Genomic DNA, 18,511 nt, shown 5'->3' with positions numbered 1-18,511 from the left:
GTTGCCTGGCAACTCACCCGAAGCTTCACTTTATGCGCCCGTGCCACCCACGGTAATCGCATCGATTTTCAGCGTTGGCTGGCCGACACCCACCGGCACCGATTGCCCATCCTTGCCGCACGTCCCCACGCCGCTGTCCAGCGCCAGATCGTTCCCGACCATCGACACCCGACTCATGGCTTCCGGCCCATTGCCGATCAACGTTGCGCCTTTGACCGGGGCGGTAATCTTGCCGTCTTCGATCAGGTACGCCTCGCTGGTGGAGAACACAAACTTGCCGCTGGTGATGTCCACCTGACCGCCGCCGAGGTTGGCGCAGTAGATGCCTTTTTTCACCGAGGCGATGATTTCCGCCGGGTCGCTTTCGCCACCGAGCATGTAAGTGTTGGTCATGCGCGGCATCGGCAGGTGCGCGTAGGATTCGCGACGACCGTTGCCGGTGCGGGCCACGCCCATCAGGCGCGCGTTGAGCTTGTCCTGCATATACCCCTTGAGCACGCCGTTTTCGATCAGCGTGGTGCACTCAGTCGGCGTGCCTTCGTCGTCGACGCTCAGCGAACCACGGCGCCCGGCGAGGGTACCGTCATCGACGATGGTGCAAAGCTTCGAGGCGACCATCTCGCCCATGCGCCCGCTATAGGCCGAACTGCCCTTGCGGTTGAAATCGCCTTCCAGACCATGGCCGACGGCTTCGTGCAGCAATACGCCGGACCAACCCGAACCCAACACCACCGGCAACGTACCGGCCGGCGCCGGAATGGCTTCCAGATTCACCAGCGCCTGACGCAACGCTTCACGGGCATAGCCCATGGCGCGGTCTTCACTGAGGAAATAGCGGTAATCGGTACGACCGCCACCGCCATGACCGCCACGCTCACGACGACCGTTCTGCTCGACGATCACACTGACATTGAAACGCACCAACGGCCGTACATCCGCCGCCAGGCCGCCGTCGGTGGAGGCGATCAAAATTCGCTCCCAGACCCCGGCCATGCTCACGGTGACTTGCTGGATACGCGGGTCGAGAGCGCGGGTCGCCACGTCGATACGCTTGAGCAGCTCGACTTTCTCGGCGCGGGTCAGCACTTCCAGTGGGTTGTCCGGCCCATACAATTGGGCGACATCCTGGGTGGTGAATGCCTGCACGGTGCCGTTCTGCCCGGCCCGGGAGATCGAACGCGCCGCACGGGCTGCCGCGCCCAGCGCTTCGAGGGTGATCGCATTGCTGTAGGCAAAACCGGTTTTTTCACCCGATTGCGCCCGCACGCCGACACCCTGGTCGAGGTTGAAGCTGCCTTCTTTGACGATCCCGTCTTCCAGCGCCCAGGACTCGGAAATCTGCCCCTGGAAATACAGGTCGGCGGCATCGATGCCCGGGCCGGCCAGATCGCCGAGCACACCCTGCAGGCTCTCGATCGTTACGCCGCCGGGCGCCAGGAGGTGTTCACTGACGGAGGACAACAACTCGCTCATATGCTTTACGCCTTAAATTCGTCGTTCTGATGCAGGTCGCTGGGCGCCCTGCGAGAAAAATCGCCGGTGAGTGGACACCGGCATCCGCGCCCTGATGGACGCCTGTTCGCTGCTGTCGCGTTCGGCCAGCAGCACGGCCTCGCCCTGATCCTGTTGTGCCAGCACCCGGCCCCATGGGTCGATAATCGCGGCATGACCATAGGTTTCTCGTGACCCCGGATGCGTTCCACCCTGGGCGGCCGCGAGCATGTAACACTGAGTCTCGATGGCCCGTGCGCGAATCAGCACGTCCCAATGGGCCGCGCCGGTTACCGCGGTAAAGGCCGATGGAGCGGTAATCAGCTCCGCGCCGGCCGCACGCAATTCGTTGTACAGCTCCGCAAATCGTAAGTCGTAACACACCGTCAGGCCGATTCGGCCGACCGGCGTATCGGCGACCACCACGCCATTGCCATAAGCATAGTCATCGGACTCGCGATAACGCCCGCGATTGTCCGCCACGTCCACGTCGAACAGGTGCAGCTTGTCGTACCGCGCCACGGTCTCGCCCTGATCATCGACCAGCAACGAGCACGCATGCGCTTTGGCCGTCGGTTGATCCGCTGGCGGCAACGGCAACGTGCCGGCCACTATCCATAACTTGAGGTCGCGGGCGGTCTGTTTCAACCACGGCAGGATCGGCCCTTCACCCAAGGCTTCGGCGCGGCCGATGTCGGCAATGTCGCGACGGCCCATGGCGGCGAAGTTTTCTGGCAGCACGGCCAGCCGCGCGCCACCACTTGCCGCCTGCTCGAGCAGGCGACGGGCCTGGGCCAGATTGGCCAGCACGTCGCTCTGGCTGACCATTTGAATCACCGCTACAGACATGGCGCGCTCCTTAATGTATGCCGCCATGCTACTCCATAGGCCCGAAGAGTGCCTTTTCAAAAAGAATTCAAAAAGGCTTGTCGAAGGTGATTTTCGGCTCTTTCCACGGGCCTTTGACGGTGTATTTGACACTGGCGAAACGCGCCACGCGGTCACCGATCAGCTTGTCGATCAGGAACAGTGCCCCACCGACGGCCGGCGCACCGACAATCAGCGCGGCAATCGGCAGATTGTTGGTCACCGGCAAAGTCACCAACAACTTGGCATCGACCTGATCAGCTACCAGGTCCAGGGTGCCGTTGAGTTCCACATTGCTCGACGGGCCAGTCAGCAGGATCGGCTCACGGGTCACGTAGACCCCATTGCTCGCGACCAGCAGGCCTTTGACCCGGTCATAGCTCAAGCCTTTGCCGAACAGGTCGGAAAAGTCCAGGCGCAAGCGGCGACCGATGGAGTTGAAGTTGAGCAGACCGAATACCCGCAGCGCCTGGGCACTGCCCTCGACCTCAACGAACTGACCTTTTTTGAGCGAAGCATCAAGGCTGCCGGAGAAGCGCTTGGTGGCCAGCCACGCCGGTGAGCCGGGCCAGCGACCATCAACATCCATATGAAACTCTTCGCTGGTGACGCTCGGCGCAAACCCCCAGCCCTTGAGCACGTCAGCGAGGTTCTTGCCACTGACCCGGCCCTTGTACCAACTGCTGGAATTGCCCGGCGTGCCTTCCCAACTGCCGCTGCCCTGCAGGAGGATGCCCTTGAGGCCCAGATCCAGGCTATTGAAGGCAATGCCCTTGGCGGTCGGGCGAACTTTCAATTGCCAGGCGCCCACCAGATCCTGCCCTTGGAACAGCTGATTGATAGTGACATCCAGCGCCGGGATCTTCGTTGGGTCCACGGTGGCCAGCGGATCCGGCGAATTCTCGTCGGCCAGCACCGTCGGGTCTGGTGCCGGCAAACGTACGTATTGCAGATTGACCGCAATCGGTGCGCCTTTCGCATCGGGGATACCGACGGTGCCCCTGGTCTGCTGACTGTCGAGTTGCAGGGCCCAGGTGGCCGGTTTGCGCGTCACCTGCACCGACGCCTGGTCGAGGGTGGTGCCGAAACCACTGAGTTTGCCAACCTTCAAATCCGCGCCACTGAGCAACTGCTTGGCGCTGCCGCCCGGATCCTGGCCGGCATACTTGTTGACAAGATCCTGCCAGGGAGCGACATCCAGCTCGGACAGTACACCGCGCACGCGCAAGCCTTTGGTCCCGGGCAACACGGCATTGCCGCCACCAAGGAACAATTCACCGCGACCATCAATGAAATTGCCGGTCGGGGCGGCAAACGTGAAGTCCGCCAGCTCACCGTAATTGACCCAGTAGCGCCGCTCCGGTCCTTGCAGGGTCATGCGGAACACGGTGTCGCGCCCGACGTCGGCCGCCATGCCGAACGGCGCCGGCAAATCCACCGCCACGCCCTTCAGACTGGAAGTGACCATCAACTGGCTGTCGGCACCATCAAGGTTCAGTTGCAGTTGATAAGGGACCACGCCAGACACCGGCAACGGCTGAGTGACGTTCAGCCATTCGGTGAGTTTCTTGACCTCGACCTGACCCGATGCGTCGACCCGGGTATTGAGCTTGCCCGCACTGCCCTCGGCGAAAATCTGTGCGGTCACGGGTTTGTCGAACGCGCGCGCCGTGATCTTTTGTCCACTCAACCCCTTGGCACTGTCGAAACGGAAATCGCCCTTGAGTTGCGTCAGCTCCAGAGTGGGCTCGCTGAGCTTCAAACGGGCCTTGCCGGTCTTGAAGTCGACGAGGATTTTCGGCTTCTCGCCTTTGACCAACGGGATATCAAGTTTGAGCTGGCCTTGCAGATCGCCCTCGCCTTCCCAGCCGGCGAACGTGTCGGCGGTGCCGATCGGCGCTTGCTGCAGAATCTTCAGGCCATCACCCAACCCGCCCGCGAATGCGCCATCGAGGAACAGGTGAGGGCTCTGACCGGCAGGCGCCCGGGGAATATTGACGTAAATGTCGCTGACCTGGGTGTCGAGCAATTGGCCCTTGCTCGCGAGGATCCGCACGCCGCTGTCTTCGACGAACACATCGCCGCTGACCTTGCTGACATGCGGCCAGCCCGGTTGAAACGCCAGCTCGGCATCGTGAACCTTGAAAAACAGGCTGATGCTGCGCGCCGTTTCGGGGGCGCCGTGGTTCAGGGAGCCCTGGTACTGGAAGAAACCTTCATCCACCGCGCCTTTGAGAATCGCCGTGCGCAGCCATTCGTCCAGCGCCGGGCTCAACACGGCCGGCAGGTACTTGGCGGTGTAACGACCGTCGCCGTCGACCAGGCCGACCCGCAGGTCCATGTAGTCTTCCTGGGTGTGATCGAAATGCAGGCGAATCAGGAAATCGCCGGCAATCTTGCCCTCCTCGCCCAACACCTTCAGGTACGGCGCGATCAGGGTGAAACCTTCTTTGTCGAGTTTCCAGGTCAGCCGGGCGTTGGCCTGAATGTATTGCCATGGCTTGGCGAAAATCGGGTCCAGGTGCAGGGAAAAGTCCTTGCTGTCCATGCGCAACTCGCCCTGCCCGAGATCGCCGCTGATGCTGCCACTGACATTTCGTGCCGCCGGCGCACCGTGATAAGCGTCGAAACCGACCCGATCCAGATTGGCGGCAAAACTGAATAGGCTGTCATCGGTTGCCTTGGGTCGTATGTCGATCAGCACATTGCGCAAAACCCCGGTGACCTTGAGTCGCTCGACCGCCGTGGCGACACCTTCAGGCAGTGGGCCCAGTGCGTTCAGCAAAGGCGTGAGCGGTGTGAGATCGAGGCGATCAGCTTGCAAATGCAAGAGCTCTAGCGATGTGTCGGTCGCCGCGGTTTGTTGAAATTGCAGTTTCGATTCCCAGCGGGTGTCGCCCAGGCTCATGGCCAGAGAATCCAGGGTCACCAGCACGCCTGTAGAACTGCGCTGGAAATACCCGTTAAGCGCCAGATTGTTGATCTGGATCGGTTTGCGCTCGGCGTAGGCGCCCTTGAGTTGCGGCGCGTTCAAACGGATCGCGGCGCTTTGCAGGGTGCCCTCGCTCCAGCTCACCCAGAGCTCGCCACCGGCCTTGATCTCGGAAAAATTCCAATTCTGGGTCAGGCGCTCGGGCAACCATTTCGACCAATCGCTTTGCGGCAGGCTCAGGTAAGCGTCCACCGCACCGTCCTTCCACTGGCCTGCGCGCAAGCGGGTGCGCACACTCATCGCCACCGGCTGACCATCGGGCAAGGTCAGACGGGCATCGAGCCGCTGACGCGACACGCCGGTTTTCAGGTTCAGGCCGACATAAGTCAGCGTCAGAGGTTGCTCTTCCAGAGGCTGCAAGGTCACCTGGCTGTCGAGTACCGACAATTGCCGGATCATCTGCATGCGATTGAGCAGTTGCTCCGGGTCGAGCGGTTGATCCTGCCGCACCGGCAAACCTTCCAGCGCCCAATGACCGCCTTCGCCTTCCTTGAGGCTGATCTTCAAACCACTGAGTTCCAGGTGTGCGATGCGCACTTCGCGAGCCAGCAGGCTGCCCCACAGATCCGGCACCGCGCGCACCTGATCCAGGCGCAGGGCATTGGAGCCCTCGCCGACCATCACGTCATGGGCCAGCAGAACCGGGTCGAGACCGCTCCAGTTGCCTTCCAGTTCGCCGATGTGCAACGGCATGCCCAAGGCAGCACTGGCTTTGGTTTCGACCTCGGCACGGTACTCGGCCACCAGCGGCGTCAACTCCCGACCGAGGCTGACGAACAGCGCCGTCAACACTAAAACCAACGCGCACAGGCCCAGGCCCCAGCGGGTCAGTGCGGCCAAAATGCGTGTCAGACCGTCCATGTCAGTTGGCTCCCATGGCAAAAACACTGCAAAAAGCTGAGGCCAGCCGTTCTAGTGGGGTTGAAACACAACGATTCAGAGCAGCACCACGTCGTATTGTTCCTGGGAATACATGGTTTCTACCTGGAACCGAATAGTACGCCCGATAAAGCCTTCAAGTTCGGCGACGTTGCCCGACTCTTCATCGAGCAAGCGGTCGACCACTTTCTGGTTCGCCAGCACCCGATAGCCTTCGGCCTGATAGGCCCGTGCCTCGCGCAGGATTTCGCGGAAGATCTCATAGCACACGGTTTCCGGGGTCTTGAGCTTGCCGCGTCCCTGGCAGCTGCTGCACGGTTCGCAAAGCACCTGTTCAAGACTTTCGCGGGTGCGCTTGCGGGTCATCTGCACCAGGCCCAGTTCGGTGATGCCGATGATGTTGGTCTTGGCGTGATCGCGCTCCAGTTGCTTCTCAAGGGTACGCAATACCTGACGCTGATGCTCCTCGTCCTCCATGTCGATGAAGTCGATGATGATGATCCCGCCCAGGTTACGCAGACGCAGTTGACGGGCAATGGCGGTGGCGGCTTCGAGGTTGGTCTTGAAGATGGTTTCTTCGAGATTGCGATGACCGACGAACGCCCCGGTGTTGACGTCGATGGTGCTCATGGCTTCCGCCGGATCGACCACCAGATAACCGCCGGACTTGAGCGGCACCTTGCGTTCCAGGGCTTTCTGGATTTCGTCCTCGACGCCGTACAGGTCGAAAATCGGTCGTTCGCCCGGGTAATGCTCCAGACGGTCAGCGATTTCCGGCATCAGCTCGGCGACAAACTGCGTGGTTTTCTGGAAGGTTTCCCGGGAGTCGATGCGGATCTTCTCGATCTTCGGGCTTACCAGGTCGCGCAAGGTACGCAACGCCAGGCCGAGGTCTTCGTAGATCACACTCGGTGCGCTGATGGTTTTGATCTGGGCGTTGATCTGGTCCCAGAGCCTGCGCAGGTAGCGGATGTCCATGAGGATTTCATCGGCCCCGGCCCCTTCGGCGGCGGTGCGCAGAATGAAACCGCCGGCTTCCTTGATGCCTTCTTTTTCCACGCAGTCGGTGACCACTTGCTTGAGGCGTTCGCGCTCGGCTTCGTCTTCGATCTTCAAGGAAATGCCGACATGGGCAGTGCGCGGCATGTACACCAGATAGCGCGACGGGATCGACAGTTGCGTGGTCAGACGTGCGCCTTTGGAGCCGATCGGGTCCTTGGTGACTTGTACCACCAGGCTTTGACCTTCGTGAACCAGCGCGCTGATGCTCTCCACCGCCGGACCTTCGCGCAGGGAAATTTCCGAGGCGTGAATGAACGCGGCGCGGTCCAGCCCGATATCGACGAAAGCGGCCTGCATGCCCGGCAATACCCGCACGACCTTGCCTTTATAGATGTTGCCGACGATCCCGCGTTTTTGCGTGCGCTCGACATGGACCTCTTGCAGGACACCGTTTTCGACCACCGCCACGCGCGATTCCATCGGCGTGATGTTGATCAGGATCTCTTCACTCATGGCAGGGTCTCGTTCAGGCATGTTCACGATAATGGCCGCATCTTGTCAGTACGACGCTCAGCGCGCGTTAAGGGTTTGCCAACAGGGTATGCCGAAATGGCCGAGCAGTTGCGCGGTTTCGCACAGCGGTAATCCAACCACCGCCGAGTAACTGCCATTGAGCCCGGCGACGAACACCGCGCCCAATCCTTGAATACCATAGCCGCCTGCCTTGTCCCGGGGTTCGCCGCTGGCCCAGTAGGCCGCCGCTTCGTCGCGGCCGATGGCGCGAAAACGCACCAGACTGCGCACCACCAAAGACTCGCATCGCTCGCCGTCCTGCACTGCAATCGCCGTCAATACTTCATGCTCACGTCCGGACAGCAGCATAAGCATGGCGCACGCCTCGGCTGCGTCCACCGGTTTGCCGAGAATTTTCCCGTCCAGCACCACGGCGGTATCGGCACCCAACACGCAGAAATCCGCGTCGGACACGACCGCCCCACGCCCAACCTCAGCCTTGCCGCGCGCCAGACGCTCGACATAGGCCGAAGGGGATTCTTCAGGGAAAGGGGTTTCATCGATGTCCGCGCTGATGGCGGTGAACGGCACGCCGATCTGCGTGAGCAGTTCACGCCGACGCGGCGAGCCTGAGGCGAGGTACAACGATTTCATCAAGACATCTCCCTGTCCAGTGCCCTGTCTCACAAATACTGTTCCTTTTTGGCGGCGTCTGTTGTTGCCACACTGCGTTGCCGCTCCTCGACATAGCGAGCTATGACTCGTCGCGGCGCCTTGTCTGGCAACAACAGCCACTCGCCAAAAAAGGAACGTATTTGCGAGACAGGGCACCGGTACGGGCACATGCCTGACCGAATCAATTGATTTTGTAGCGTCGACGCAAACCGCGCAAACCGAAGCTGATCCATGGCCAGAGCAACGCACTGACCAGTGCCGGCAACACCAGCGCCAGGGTCGGCTGACGATTGCCGGTCAGGGCGCTGAGCCACAACTGAACCAGTTGGGCCAGGCCGAAGATCACCAGGATCACCAGGCTCTGTTGCCACATCGGGAACATGCGCAGGCGTTGTTGCAGCGACAGCACCAGGAACGTGATGAGCGTGAGGATCAGCGCGTTCTGGCCCAGCAACGTGCCATACAGCACGTCTTCGGCCAGGCCCAGGCACCAGGCGGTGACCATGCCGACTTTATGCGGCAGGGCCAATGCCCAGAACGCCAGCAGCAAGGCGAGCCACAGAGGACGCAGGATTTCCATGAATTGCGGCAACGGCGAAATGCTGAGCAGCATGCCGATGGCGAAGCTCAACCAGACCATCCAGCCGTTTCGGGTTGACGTTGTACCGCCCATTATTCTCTTCCCCCAGTGGTGGCCGGCGCGGAGACAGGCGGTTTGGCAGCAGGCTTCACCGCCGCGGGTTTGGCGGCCGCCGGCGCCGTCGCGGGTGGCTTGGTGGCGGCAGGATGGGCCGCGTCAGGTTTGACCGGGGTTGCGGCGGCAGGTGCAGCAGGTGCAACAGCCGGAGCCGCGACGGCAGCCGGTATCACTGACGCGGCCGGTCTCGGCACCGTTGCAGGAATGATCGGTCCACCGCCGTGCTGGTCCAGAGCCTCTTGAGCCTGGGCGGCTTCGTTGGCGCGCTCCTCGGCTGTGCGACCATCACTGAATACCAGCAACAGATAACGACTGCGGTTCAGCGCGGCGGTCGGTACGGCACGCACGATGGCGAACGGTTGACCGGAATCGTGGATCACTTCCTTGACCGTCGCCACCGGGTAACCCGCCGGAAAACGCTGCCCGAGGCCGGAGCTGACCAGCAGATCGCCCTCTTTGATGTCGGCGGTATCGGCCACATGACGCAGCTCAAGACGCTCCGGGTTGCCGGTGCCGCTGGCAATCGCCCGCAGACCGTTACGGTTCACCTGCACCGGAATGCTGTGGGTGGTATCCGTCAGCAACAGTACACGAGAGGTGTATGGCATCAACTCCACCACCTGGCCCATCAGGCCGCGGGCATCGAGCACCGGCTGACCGAGGATCACACCGTCGCGCTCACCTTTATTGATGATGATGCGATGAGTGAAAGGGTTGGGGTCCATGCCGATCAGCTCGGCCACTTCGACCTTCTCGTTGACCAGTGCCGAAGAATTGAGCAACTCGCGCAGCCGAACGTTCTGCTCGGTGAGGGCCGCCAGCTTTTGCATGCGCCCCTGCAACAGCAGGTTTTCGGTTTTAAGTTTTTCGTTTTCGGCGACCAGCTCGGTCCGGCTGCCGAATTGGCTGGCCACACCCTGCCATAGCCGCTGCGGCAGGTCGGTGATCCAGTAAGACTGCATCAGCACCAGCGACATTTGGCTACGCACTGGCTTGAGCAGTGTGAAGCGGGCATCGACCACCATCAGCGCGACCGATAGCACGACCAACACCAACAAGCGCACGCCCAGTGAGGGACCCTTGGTGAAAAGCGGTTTAATAAGCCGCTCCTCCCAGGCAAATGTTCTCTTTATTCATACGGCATCAAACCGGCCTGGATGCAGACTGACAGAAGATAAACGCCAACAGGCAGCACTGCAAAGTGCTGCCTGCGCGCCAACAGCATAGATGCAAGCCAACGACTTATTCGCTGGAGAGCAGGTCCATGGTGTGTTTATCCATCATTTCCAATGCACGGCCACCGCCGCGAGCAACGCAGGTCAGCGGGTCTTCGGCGACGATCACCGGCAGACCGGTTTCCTGGGCCAGCAACTTGTCGAGGTCACGCAGCAGGGCGCCACCGCCGGTCAGTACCAGGCCACGTTCGGCGATATCGGAAGCCAGCTCCGGAGGCGATTGCTCCAGCGCGCTTTTCACCGCCTGAACGATGGTGGCCAGGGACTCTTGCAGAGCTTCCAGCACTTCGTTGGAGTTCAGGGTGAATGCCCGTGGAACGCCTTCGGCCAGGTTACGGCCACGAACGTCGACTTCACGAACTTCGCCGCCCGGGTAGGCGGTACCGATTTCCTGCTTGATGCGCTCGGCGGTGGATTCGCCGATCAGGCTGCCGTAGTTGCGACGCACGTAGGTAATGATCGCTTCGTCGAAGCGGTCGCCGCCAACCCGTACGGATTCGGCATAGACCACACCGTTGAGGGAGATCAGCGCGATTTCTGTGGTACCGCCACCGATATCGACCACCATCGAACCGCGGGCTTCTTCAACCGGCAGGCCGGCACCGATCGCAGCAGCCATTGGCTCTTCGATCAGGAACACTTCACGGGCACCGGCACCGAGGGCCGACTCACGGATGGCACGACGCTCAACCTGGGTGGACTTGCATGGAACGCAGATCAGCACACGAGGGCTAGGCTGCAAAAAACTGTTTTCATGAACCTTGTTGATAAAGTACTGCAGCATCTTTTCGCAGACGCTGAAGTCGGCGATCACGCCGTCCTTCATCGGACGAATGGCGGCAATGTTGCCCGGCGTACGACCGAGCATGCGCTTGGCTTCGGTGCCGACAGCCACGACACTTTTCTGGTTACCGTGTGTCCGAATAGCCACAACCGATGGCTCATTCAGGACGATACCGCGCTCGCGCACGTAAATAAGGGTGTTGGCAGTGCCCAGGTCAATGGAAAGATCGCTGGAAAACATGCCACGCAGTTTCTTGAACATGGGAAAGGGACCCTAGGCAACGCGTGGGTAAAAAAGTGCGGCAAACTCTAACAACGACAGGGATTTTGGGCAAGGCGCCAATATGTTAAATTGGCCGCTTTTCTGTGCACCAAGCCCCACAATCGCGGCCCTGAGACCGTAGATATGCGGTAGTGTTCCGACAATCTAACACACGGACGCCGTCCGTCCTGTTTTCCACTGGAGAATCCCATGGCGCTTGAACGCTCCGACGTGGAAAAAATCGCTCATCTGGCCTGCCTTGGCCTCAATGATGCCGATCTTCCACACATCACTTCGGCCCTGAACAGCATTCTCGGGCTGGTCGACGAAATGCAAGCGGTCAATACCGACGGTATCGAGCCGCTGGCCCATCCACTGGAAGCCAGCCAGCGCCTGCGTGCAGACGTCGTGACCGAGACCAATCACCGCGAGGCCTATCAGTCCATCGCACCAGCGGTCGAAAACGGCCTGTACCTGGTTCCGAAAGTCATCGACTAAAGGGAAAGAGCCTCAATGCATCAATTGACTCTGGCCGAGATCGCCCGCGGACTCGCCGATAAAAAGTTTTCTTCCGAAGAGCTGACCAAAGTCCTGCTGGCGCGCATCGCCCAACTCGACCCGCAGCTCAACAGTTTCATCAGCCTCACCGAAGACCTGGCGCTGCAGCAGGCCAAAGCCGCTGACGCTCGTCGGGCCAACGGTGAGAGCGGCGCCCTGCTCGGCGCGCCGATCGCCCACAAAGACCTGTTTTGCACCCAAGGCATCCGCACCAGCTGCGGCTCGAAGATGCTCGACAACTTCAAAGCCCCGTACGACGCCACCGTGGTCGCCAAACTGGCGGCTGCCGGGGCCGTGACCCTGGGCAAGACCAACATGGACGAATTCGCCATGGGGTCGGCCAACGAGTCGAGCTACTACGGCGCGGTGAAAAACCCGTGGAACCTGGAATACGTTCCGGGCGGTTCGTCCGGCGGTTCGGCGGCGGCGGTGGCCGCTCGTCTGTTGCCGGCGGCGACGGGCACCGACACCGGCGGTTCGATTCGTCAGCCTGCCGCGCTGACCAACCTCACCGGCCTGAAACCGACGTACGGTCGCGTTTCGCGCTGGGGCATGATCGCCTACGCGTCCAGCCTCGATCAGGGCGGCCCACTGGCCCGCACCGCCGAAGACTGCGCGATCCTGCTGCAAGGCATGGCCGGCTTCGACCCGCAGGACTCCACCAGCATTGACGAGCCCGTGCCTGATTACAGCGCCGGCCTCAACGGTTCGCTGCAAGGCCTGCGCATCGGCGTGCCGAAGGAATACTTCAGCGCCGGTCTGGACCCGCGTATCGCCGACCTGATCATGGCCAGCGTCGAAGAGCTGAAAAAGCTCGGCGCCGTGATCAAGGACATCAGCCTGCCGAACATGCAGCACGCGATTCCTGCGTACTACGTGATCGCCCCGGCGGAAGCCTCTTCCAACCTGTCGCGTTTCGACGGCGTGCGTTTCGGCTATCGCTGCGAAGCCCCGAAAAACCTGGAAGACCTGTACAAACGTTCCCGTGGCGAAGGTTTCGGCCCGGAAGTGCAGCGCCGGATCATGGTCGGCGCCTACGCGCTGTCGGCCGGTTACTACGACGCCTACTACCTGAAGGCGCAGAAGATCCGTCGCCTGATCAAGAACGACTTCATGGCCGCCTTCAATGAGGTCGACATCATCCTCGGCCCAACCACGCCGAACCCGGCCTGGAAGCTCGGCGCCAAGAACAGCGACCCGGTCGCCGCGTACCTGGAAGACGTCTACACCATCACCGCCAACCTCGCCGGTCTGCCGGGCTTGTCCATGCCTGCAGGTTTTGTCGATGGCTTGCCGGTCGGCGTGCAACTGCTCGCCCCGTATTTCCAGGAAGGTCGCCTGTTGAACGTTGCCCATCAGTATCAGCAGAACACTGACTGGCACACCCGCACCCCAACCGGCTTCTGAGGAGAAACACATGCAATGGGAAGTCGTGATCGGGCTGGAGATTCATACCCAGCTCACCACCCGGTCGAAAATCTTTTCCGGTAGTTCCACCACGTTCGGTTCCGAGCCGAACACCCAGGCCAGCCTGGTAGACCTGGGCATGCCCGGCGTATTGCCGGTGCTGAACCAGGAAGCGGTGCGCATGGCGGTGATGTTCGGCCTGGCGATCGATGCCGAGATCGGTCAGCACAACGTGTTCGCCCGCAAGAACTACTTCTACCCGGACCTGCCCAAGGGCTACCAGATCAGCCAGATGGAATTGCCGATCGTCGGCAAGGGCCACCTGGACATCGCTCTGGAAGACGGCACGGTCAAACGCGTCGGCATCACCCGCGCGCACCTGGAAGAAGACGCCGGTAAAAGCCTGCACGAAGAATTCGGCGGCGCCACCGGCATCGACCTGAACCGTGCCGGCACGCCGCTGCTGGAAATCGTGTCCGAGCCGGACATGCGCAGCGCCAAGGAAGCCGTGGCTTACGTCAAGGCGATCCACGCGCTGGTGCGTTACCTGGGCATCTGCGACGGCAACATGGCCGAAGGCTCGCTGCGTTGCGACTGCAACGTGTCGATCCGTCCAAAAGGCCAGGCCGAGTTCGGCACGCGCTGCGAGATCAAGAACGTCAACTCGTTCCGCTTCATCGAGAAGGCGATCAACAGCGAAGTGCAACGCCAGATTGAGCTGATCGAAGACGGCGGCAAGGTGATCCAGCAGACCCGCCTGTACGATCCGAACAAGGACGAAACCCGTCCGATGCGCAGCAAAGAGGAAGCCAACGACTACCGTTACTTCCCCGACCCGGACCTGCTGCCGGTGGTCATCGAGGACTCGTTCCTCAACGACGTGCGCGCCACCCTGCCGGAACTGCCACCGCAGAAACGCGAGCGCTTCCAGGCGCAGTTCGGTCTGTCGGTCTACGACGCCAGCGTCCTGGCCACCAGCCGCGAGCAAGCCGATTACTTCGAGAAAGTCGTGAACATCAGTGGCGACGCCAAACTGGCGGCCAACTGGGTCATGGTTGAACTGGGCAGCCTGTTGAACAAGCAAGGCCTGGACATCGACCAGTCGCCGGTTTCAGCCGAGCAACTGGGCGGCATGCTGTTGCGCATCAAGGACAACACCATCTCCGGCAAGATCGCCAAGGTAGTCTTTGAAGCCATGGCCAACGGCGAAGGCAGCGCGGACGAGATCATCGACAAGCGCGGCTTGAAGCAAGTGACCGACACCGGCGCGATCTCGGCGGTGCTGGACGAAATGCTCGCGGCCAACGCCGAACAGGTCGAACAGTATCGCGCGGCAGACGAAGCCAAGCGCGGCAAGATGTTCGGCTTCTTCGTCGGTCAGGCCATGAAAGCCTCCAAAGGCAAGGCCAACCCGCAACAGGTCAACGAACTGCTCAAAAGCAAGCTCGAAGGCTAACCACAGTGATCGTTCCCACGCTCTGCGTGGGAACGCCTCATTGGACGCTCAGCGTCCGCTTTATGTGACGCGGAGCGTCACGGGCTGCATTCCCACGCGGAGCGTGGGAACGATCATGGGGTCACCCTAATGAAACGTCTGCTCAGCGCTTGCGCCCTGCTCTCCCTGCTGGCCGGTTGTGCCAGTACCGATACCGTCGATCCACACGGCTACGACAAGACCGGCACGGCTTCGTATTACGGCGCCAAACATCATGGCAAACGCACCGCCAGCGGTGAGCGTTTCAACCAGCACGGCTTGACCGCCGCCCATCGCCAGTTGCCGTTCGGCACCCGGGTGAAGATTACCAACCTGAATAACGACAGGTCCTGCGTGGTACGCATCAACGACCGCGGACCATATTCCCGTGGACGCCTGATCGACGTGTCCCGTGAAGCGGCCGAACAGTTGGGCATGCTGCGCAGTGGCACCGCGAAGGTTCGCGTGCAAGCCCTCGACGACTGATAGACGGAGCGCTGACTATTTTCGGACTGGCCGATTTACCCCTGATCAGCGTGATTGAATTGCTCAGTGGTCTGTTTTTACTGATCGCCGGCGCCGAACTGATGGTGCGCACCGCCGTACGCCTGGCCGCGCGCTTGCATGTGCGACCACTGATCATCGGCCTGACCATCGTGGCCCTGGGCAGCAGCGCGCCGCAGATGGCGGTCGGCCTGCAAGCCACCCTGGCGCAAAACGCCGACATCGCCGTCGGCAGCGTGATCGGCAGTAGCATCTTCAACATCCTCGTCACCCTCGGACTCTCCGCGCTGATTACTCCGCTGCGGGTTTCGCGGCAGTTGGTGCGCCTGGATATTCCGCTGATGATCGGCGCCAGCCTGCTGGTGTTCGTACTGGCGTGGAACGAAGAACTGACTCGGGCCGATGGCGTGATGCTGCTGACAGCGCTGGCGCTGTATCTGGGCTTGCTGCTGCGTCAGTCGCGGCACTCGACCCGTCCGTCATCGGCGGCGCATGAAGCGCCGCAGGCGCCGTGGATCAGCAGCCTGCTGATGATTGTCGCCGGGCTGGCGATGCTGGTGTTCGCCGGGCACTTGCTGCTCGGCGCCGCCGTGGCGGTCGCGACCGACCTGGGCTTGTCGGAGCGGATCATCGGCCTGACCATCGTCGCCGTCAGCACTTCCCTGCCGGAACTGGCCACGTCGTTGATCGCCGCGTTGCGCGGTCAACGGGACATCGCCGTGGGCAACGTGATCGGCAGCAACCTGCTCAACCTCTTGGGCGTGCTCGGGCTGACCGCGTTGATCGCACCGTCGCCGCTGTCGGTCTCGCCCAACGCGCTGGATTTCGATTTGCCGGTGATGCTCGGTGTCGCGGTGCTGTGCCTGCCGGTGTTCTATTCCGGCTACCGGGTGACACGCGCCGAAGGCCTGCTGTTTTTGGGTTTGTACCTGGCCTATGGGCTGCACGTGGTGTCGTTCACCACGGGCATGCCGCTGGCCGGCAAACTTGAACACCTGATGCTGTTTTTCGTCCTGCCGGCGCTGGTGGCGTTTTTGCTGTTCACCTCGCTACGCGCCTGGCGCCGCCAACACCACAAGAGGGAATTGCCATGAGCACTGATAAAAAGCCTGGGGTTGAAATCCGCCGCCAAGTAATGGGCGACGCCTTCGTCGACCGCGCCTTGGGTAACGCCACCGAGTTCACCCAACCGTTGCAGGACTTTGTCAATGAGCACGCCTGGGGCGGTGTGTGGAACCGCGAAGGCTTGCCGCTGAAAACCCGCAGCCTGATCACCCTCGCCGCGCTGACCGCGTTGAAGTGCCCGCAAGAATTGAAAGGCCATGTGCGCGGTGCGCTGAACAATGGCTGCACCGTGGAGGAGATTCGCGAAGCGCTGCTGCATTGCGCGGTGTATGCCGGCGTGCCGGCGGCAATCGATGCGTTTCGGGCGGCGCAGGAAGTGATCGATACTTATCAGAAGCCGGAGTAGGAGATCTGAAGAACACCGCAAATCCTGAGGTTAAATCCACCCACCCCACTGCAACAAAAAGATCCCGATGTTGGTAGTAACCGCCGCCATCAGCGTGGTTATCACGATGATCGCCGCCGCCAGTTCATGATTACCGTTGGCCTGACGGGCCATGACGAAACTGGCCGCGGCGGTCGGGCTGCCGAAGTACAGAAACAGAATCCCCAACTCCGCCCCGCGAAAGCCCCAGAGCCAGGCGCCCAGTGTCGCCAGCACCGGCAGGCCGATCATCTTCATCAGGCTTGAACTCAGCGCCATCGGGCCACTCTTGCGCATCGCCGCCAGGGACAACGTGCCGCCAATGCAGATCAGCGCCAATGGCAAGGTGGTTTGCGCCAGGTATTGGCCGGACTTCTCCAGCCATCCCGGCAAGCCGATCTGGAACCAGGCAAATGGCGTCGCCGCAAATACGCTGATCACCAGCGGATTGACCATCACACTTTTGCAGATGCTCCACGGATCAGACTTGATCACCGGGCTGTAGACCGCCAGCACGATGGTCGAGAGCGTGTTGTAGAACAGGATTACCAGCGCCGCGAGAATCGCCCCCAGCGAAATCCCGTAATCGCCATACATGCTCGCCGCCAGGGCCAGGCCAATCACCCCGTTGTTACCGCGAAACGCGCCTTGGGTGTAGATACCCCGGTCTTCCCGAGGGCACTTCCAGATCGCCCAACCCCAGGCAATCGCAAAGCACGCCAGGGTCGCGACCGAGAAGTAGGTCAGCAGCGCCGGTTGCAACGCGGCGTGCAGGTCGGCATGCAGGATGCCCAGAAACAGCAACGCCGGCATGGTGACGTTGAACACCAGGGCCGACGCGGTGTGGATGAAGTTGTCGTTGATCCAGTCGATGCGCTTGAGCAGCACCCCCAGTAACAACATGGCAAACACCGGCGCGGTGATGTTCAGGGTTTCGAGGAAAATAGCCAGCATGCCGGGGGGAACCTTGGGGTGGACGTCGTTAGGGGGCTAATGATAAGCCACTTTCACCCGGATCGCCGGATCGTTCCCACGCGCCCCGGGACAATTGCCTGCGTACGATGTTGAACCTTGAAATGCCTGGTCATGATCGGATTCGGCAGATCACCGATGCGCCCGGTAAAGTGCGACGACTGCCGCGAAGGATCGCGGCAGATCTTTCAAGGAGAGCGATTCAACATGACTTTTGCCATTGCCTACCTTCCGCAATTCCCGGATCACCCCGCCGATCAGGCAACCATCCCGCTATCGACCCTCAGCGAAGACTTGATCGTCCGCGTCCCGGATCCGAACGATATTCCGCCGAACTGGGATGTCTACCCGATCCTCGGCACGAACACGGAAGAACCTGACTGGGAGGGTCTCGCAGAGCCGACCGGCGTCTGGGATGAGGCCAGCGACGACATGGTAAAACTGACGGGGATTGAACTGCGAGTCCCGAAATCGGAACTGGAAAAGTACCTGAACACAGAGGTGGAATTGCGCTACAAATTTGCGGATGAGTCGAGTCTGGAGCCGTGTTCGGAGCCCCTGAGACTGTATATCGAAGCCTGATTTTTCTTCGCGCCTGATCGTTTATCGGTCAGGCGTTTTTTGTGCTGAACGTCTTCGTGTCGTGAATACCGTTCGTCGAAACTGTTATTTCTAACAGTAGCCCGCTCGCTGTTGCCTCAGCCTAAATGG

16 protein-coding genes are annotated in these 18,511 nt (G+C 61.2%); 7 read left to right on the top strand and 9 right to left on the bottom strand.

Annotation, left to right across the window (positions count from 1 at the left end):
• Positions 1-30: 30 nt before the first annotated feature.
• The 8 genes from tldD to mreB all read right to left on the bottom strand — a co-directional run bounded on the left by tldD (position 31) and on the right by mreB (position 11,396).
• Positions 31-1,473: a metalloprotease TldD gene (tldD, locus tag HCU66_RS12640; protein ID WP_205888799.1), complete on the bottom strand. Its 1,443-nt coding sequence runs from the start codon at positions 1,471-1,473 to the stop codon at positions 31-33.
• A 12-nt stretch (positions 1,474-1,485) separates the two neighbouring features.
• Positions 1,486-2,340, bottom strand: coding sequence for a carbon-nitrogen hydrolase family protein (locus HCU66_RS12635; protein ID WP_205888890.1), 855 nt, complete (start codon positions 2,338-2,340; stop codon positions 1,486-1,488).
• Positions 2,341-2,407: 67 nt separating this feature from the next.
• Entirely contained in the window at positions 2,408-6,211 is a 3,804-nt protein-coding gene (locus HCU66_RS12630; RefSeq protein ID WP_205888798.1) for a YhdP family protein, read from the bottom strand.
• A 75-nt stretch (positions 6,212-6,286) separates the two neighbouring features.
• Complete coding sequence (gene rng, locus HCU66_RS12625) at positions 6,287-7,744, bottom strand: ribonuclease G (RefSeq protein ID WP_105340071.1); 1,458 nt, start codon at positions 7,742-7,744, stop codon at positions 6,287-6,289.
• A gap of 57 nt (positions 7,745-7,801) precedes the next feature.
• Complete coding sequence (locus HCU66_RS12620; RefSeq protein ID WP_205888797.1) at positions 7,802-8,398, bottom strand: Maf family protein; 597 nt, start codon at positions 8,396-8,398, stop codon at positions 7,802-7,804.
• A gap of 202 nt (positions 8,399-8,600) precedes the next feature.
• Entirely contained in the window at positions 8,601-9,092 is a 492-nt protein-coding gene (mreD, locus tag HCU66_RS12615) for a rod shape-determining protein MreD (protein ID WP_205888796.1), read from the bottom strand.
• Positions 9,092-10,216, bottom strand: a complete 1,125-nt coding sequence (mreC, locus tag HCU66_RS12610) for a rod shape-determining protein MreC (RefSeq protein ID WP_205888889.1) — start codon at positions 10,214-10,216, stop codon at positions 9,092-9,094. The genes mreD and mreC overlap by 1 nt, the downstream gene beginning before the upstream one ends.
• Before the next feature lie 142 nt (positions 10,217-10,358).
• Positions 10,359-11,396, bottom strand: coding sequence for a rod shape-determining protein MreB (gene mreB, locus HCU66_RS12605; RefSeq protein WP_002555108.1), 1,038 nt, complete (start codon positions 11,394-11,396; stop codon positions 10,359-10,361).
• 210 nt (positions 11,397-11,606) lie between these two features.
• On the opposite strand from mreB, the gene gatC reads away from it, so the two are divergent.
• From gatC to HCU66_RS12575, 6 genes are all read left to right on the top strand, one after another.
• Positions 11,607-11,894, top strand: coding sequence for an Asp-tRNA(Asn)/Glu-tRNA(Gln) amidotransferase subunit GatC (gene gatC, locus HCU66_RS12600; RefSeq protein ID WP_007901429.1), 288 nt, complete (start codon positions 11,607-11,609; stop codon positions 11,892-11,894).
• Positions 11,895-11,909: 15 nt separating this feature from the next.
• Complete coding sequence (gene gatA, locus HCU66_RS12595; protein WP_205888795.1) at positions 11,910-13,361, top strand: Asp-tRNA(Asn)/Glu-tRNA(Gln) amidotransferase subunit GatA; 1,452 nt, start codon at positions 11,910-11,912, stop codon at positions 13,359-13,361.
• Between the two features lie 10 nt (positions 13,362-13,371).
• Positions 13,372-14,817, top strand: a complete 1,446-nt coding sequence (gene gatB / locus HCU66_RS12590; protein WP_205888794.1) for an Asp-tRNA(Asn)/Glu-tRNA(Gln) amidotransferase subunit GatB — start codon at positions 13,372-13,374, stop codon at positions 14,815-14,817.
• Positions 14,818-14,946: 129 nt separating this feature from the next.
• On the top strand, positions 14,947-15,321 hold the full coding sequence (locus HCU66_RS12585) for a septal ring lytic transglycosylase RlpA family protein (protein WP_205888793.1): 375 nt from the start codon (positions 14,947-14,949) through the stop codon (positions 15,319-15,321).
• A gap of 50 nt (positions 15,322-15,371) precedes the next feature.
• A complete protein-coding gene (locus HCU66_RS12580; protein ID WP_205888792.1) occupies positions 15,372-16,433 on the top strand; it encodes a calcium/sodium antiporter in 1,062 nt (353 codons plus the stop codon).
• Positions 16,430-16,810 carry a carboxymuconolactone decarboxylase family protein gene (locus tag HCU66_RS12575; RefSeq protein ID WP_007941215.1) on the top strand — a complete coding sequence of 127 codons (381 nt, stop codon included), beginning with the start codon at positions 16,430-16,432 and terminating at the stop codon, positions 16,808-16,810. The genes HCU66_RS12580 and HCU66_RS12575 overlap by 4 nt, the downstream gene beginning before the upstream one ends.
• A 30-nt stretch (positions 16,811-16,840) precedes the next feature.
• Here HCU66_RS12575 and HCU66_RS12570 read toward each other — a convergent pair whose 3' ends face one another.
• Positions 16,841-17,782: an AEC family transporter gene (locus tag HCU66_RS12570; RefSeq protein ID WP_205888791.1), complete on the bottom strand. Its 942-nt coding sequence runs from the start codon at positions 17,780-17,782 to the stop codon at positions 16,841-16,843.
• 225 nt (positions 17,783-18,007) lie between these two features.
• Between HCU66_RS12570 and HCU66_RS12565 the strand changes: the two genes are divergently transcribed.
• On the top strand, positions 18,008-18,382 hold the full coding sequence (locus HCU66_RS12565) for a hypothetical protein (RefSeq protein WP_205888790.1): 375 nt from the start codon (positions 18,008-18,010) through the stop codon (positions 18,380-18,382).
• Positions 18,383-18,511 lie beyond the last annotated feature (129 nt).

The sequence above is a fragment of the Pseudomonas frederiksbergensis genome (assembly GCF_017114915.1).
GTDB classification, from domain to species: Bacteria; Pseudomonadota; Gammaproteobacteria; order Pseudomonadales; family Pseudomonadaceae; genus Aquipseudomonas; species Aquipseudomonas frederiksbergensis_I.
The sequence above is the reverse complement of the archived record's forward strand: the minus strand, read 5'-3'. Positions and strand labels throughout refer to the sequence as shown.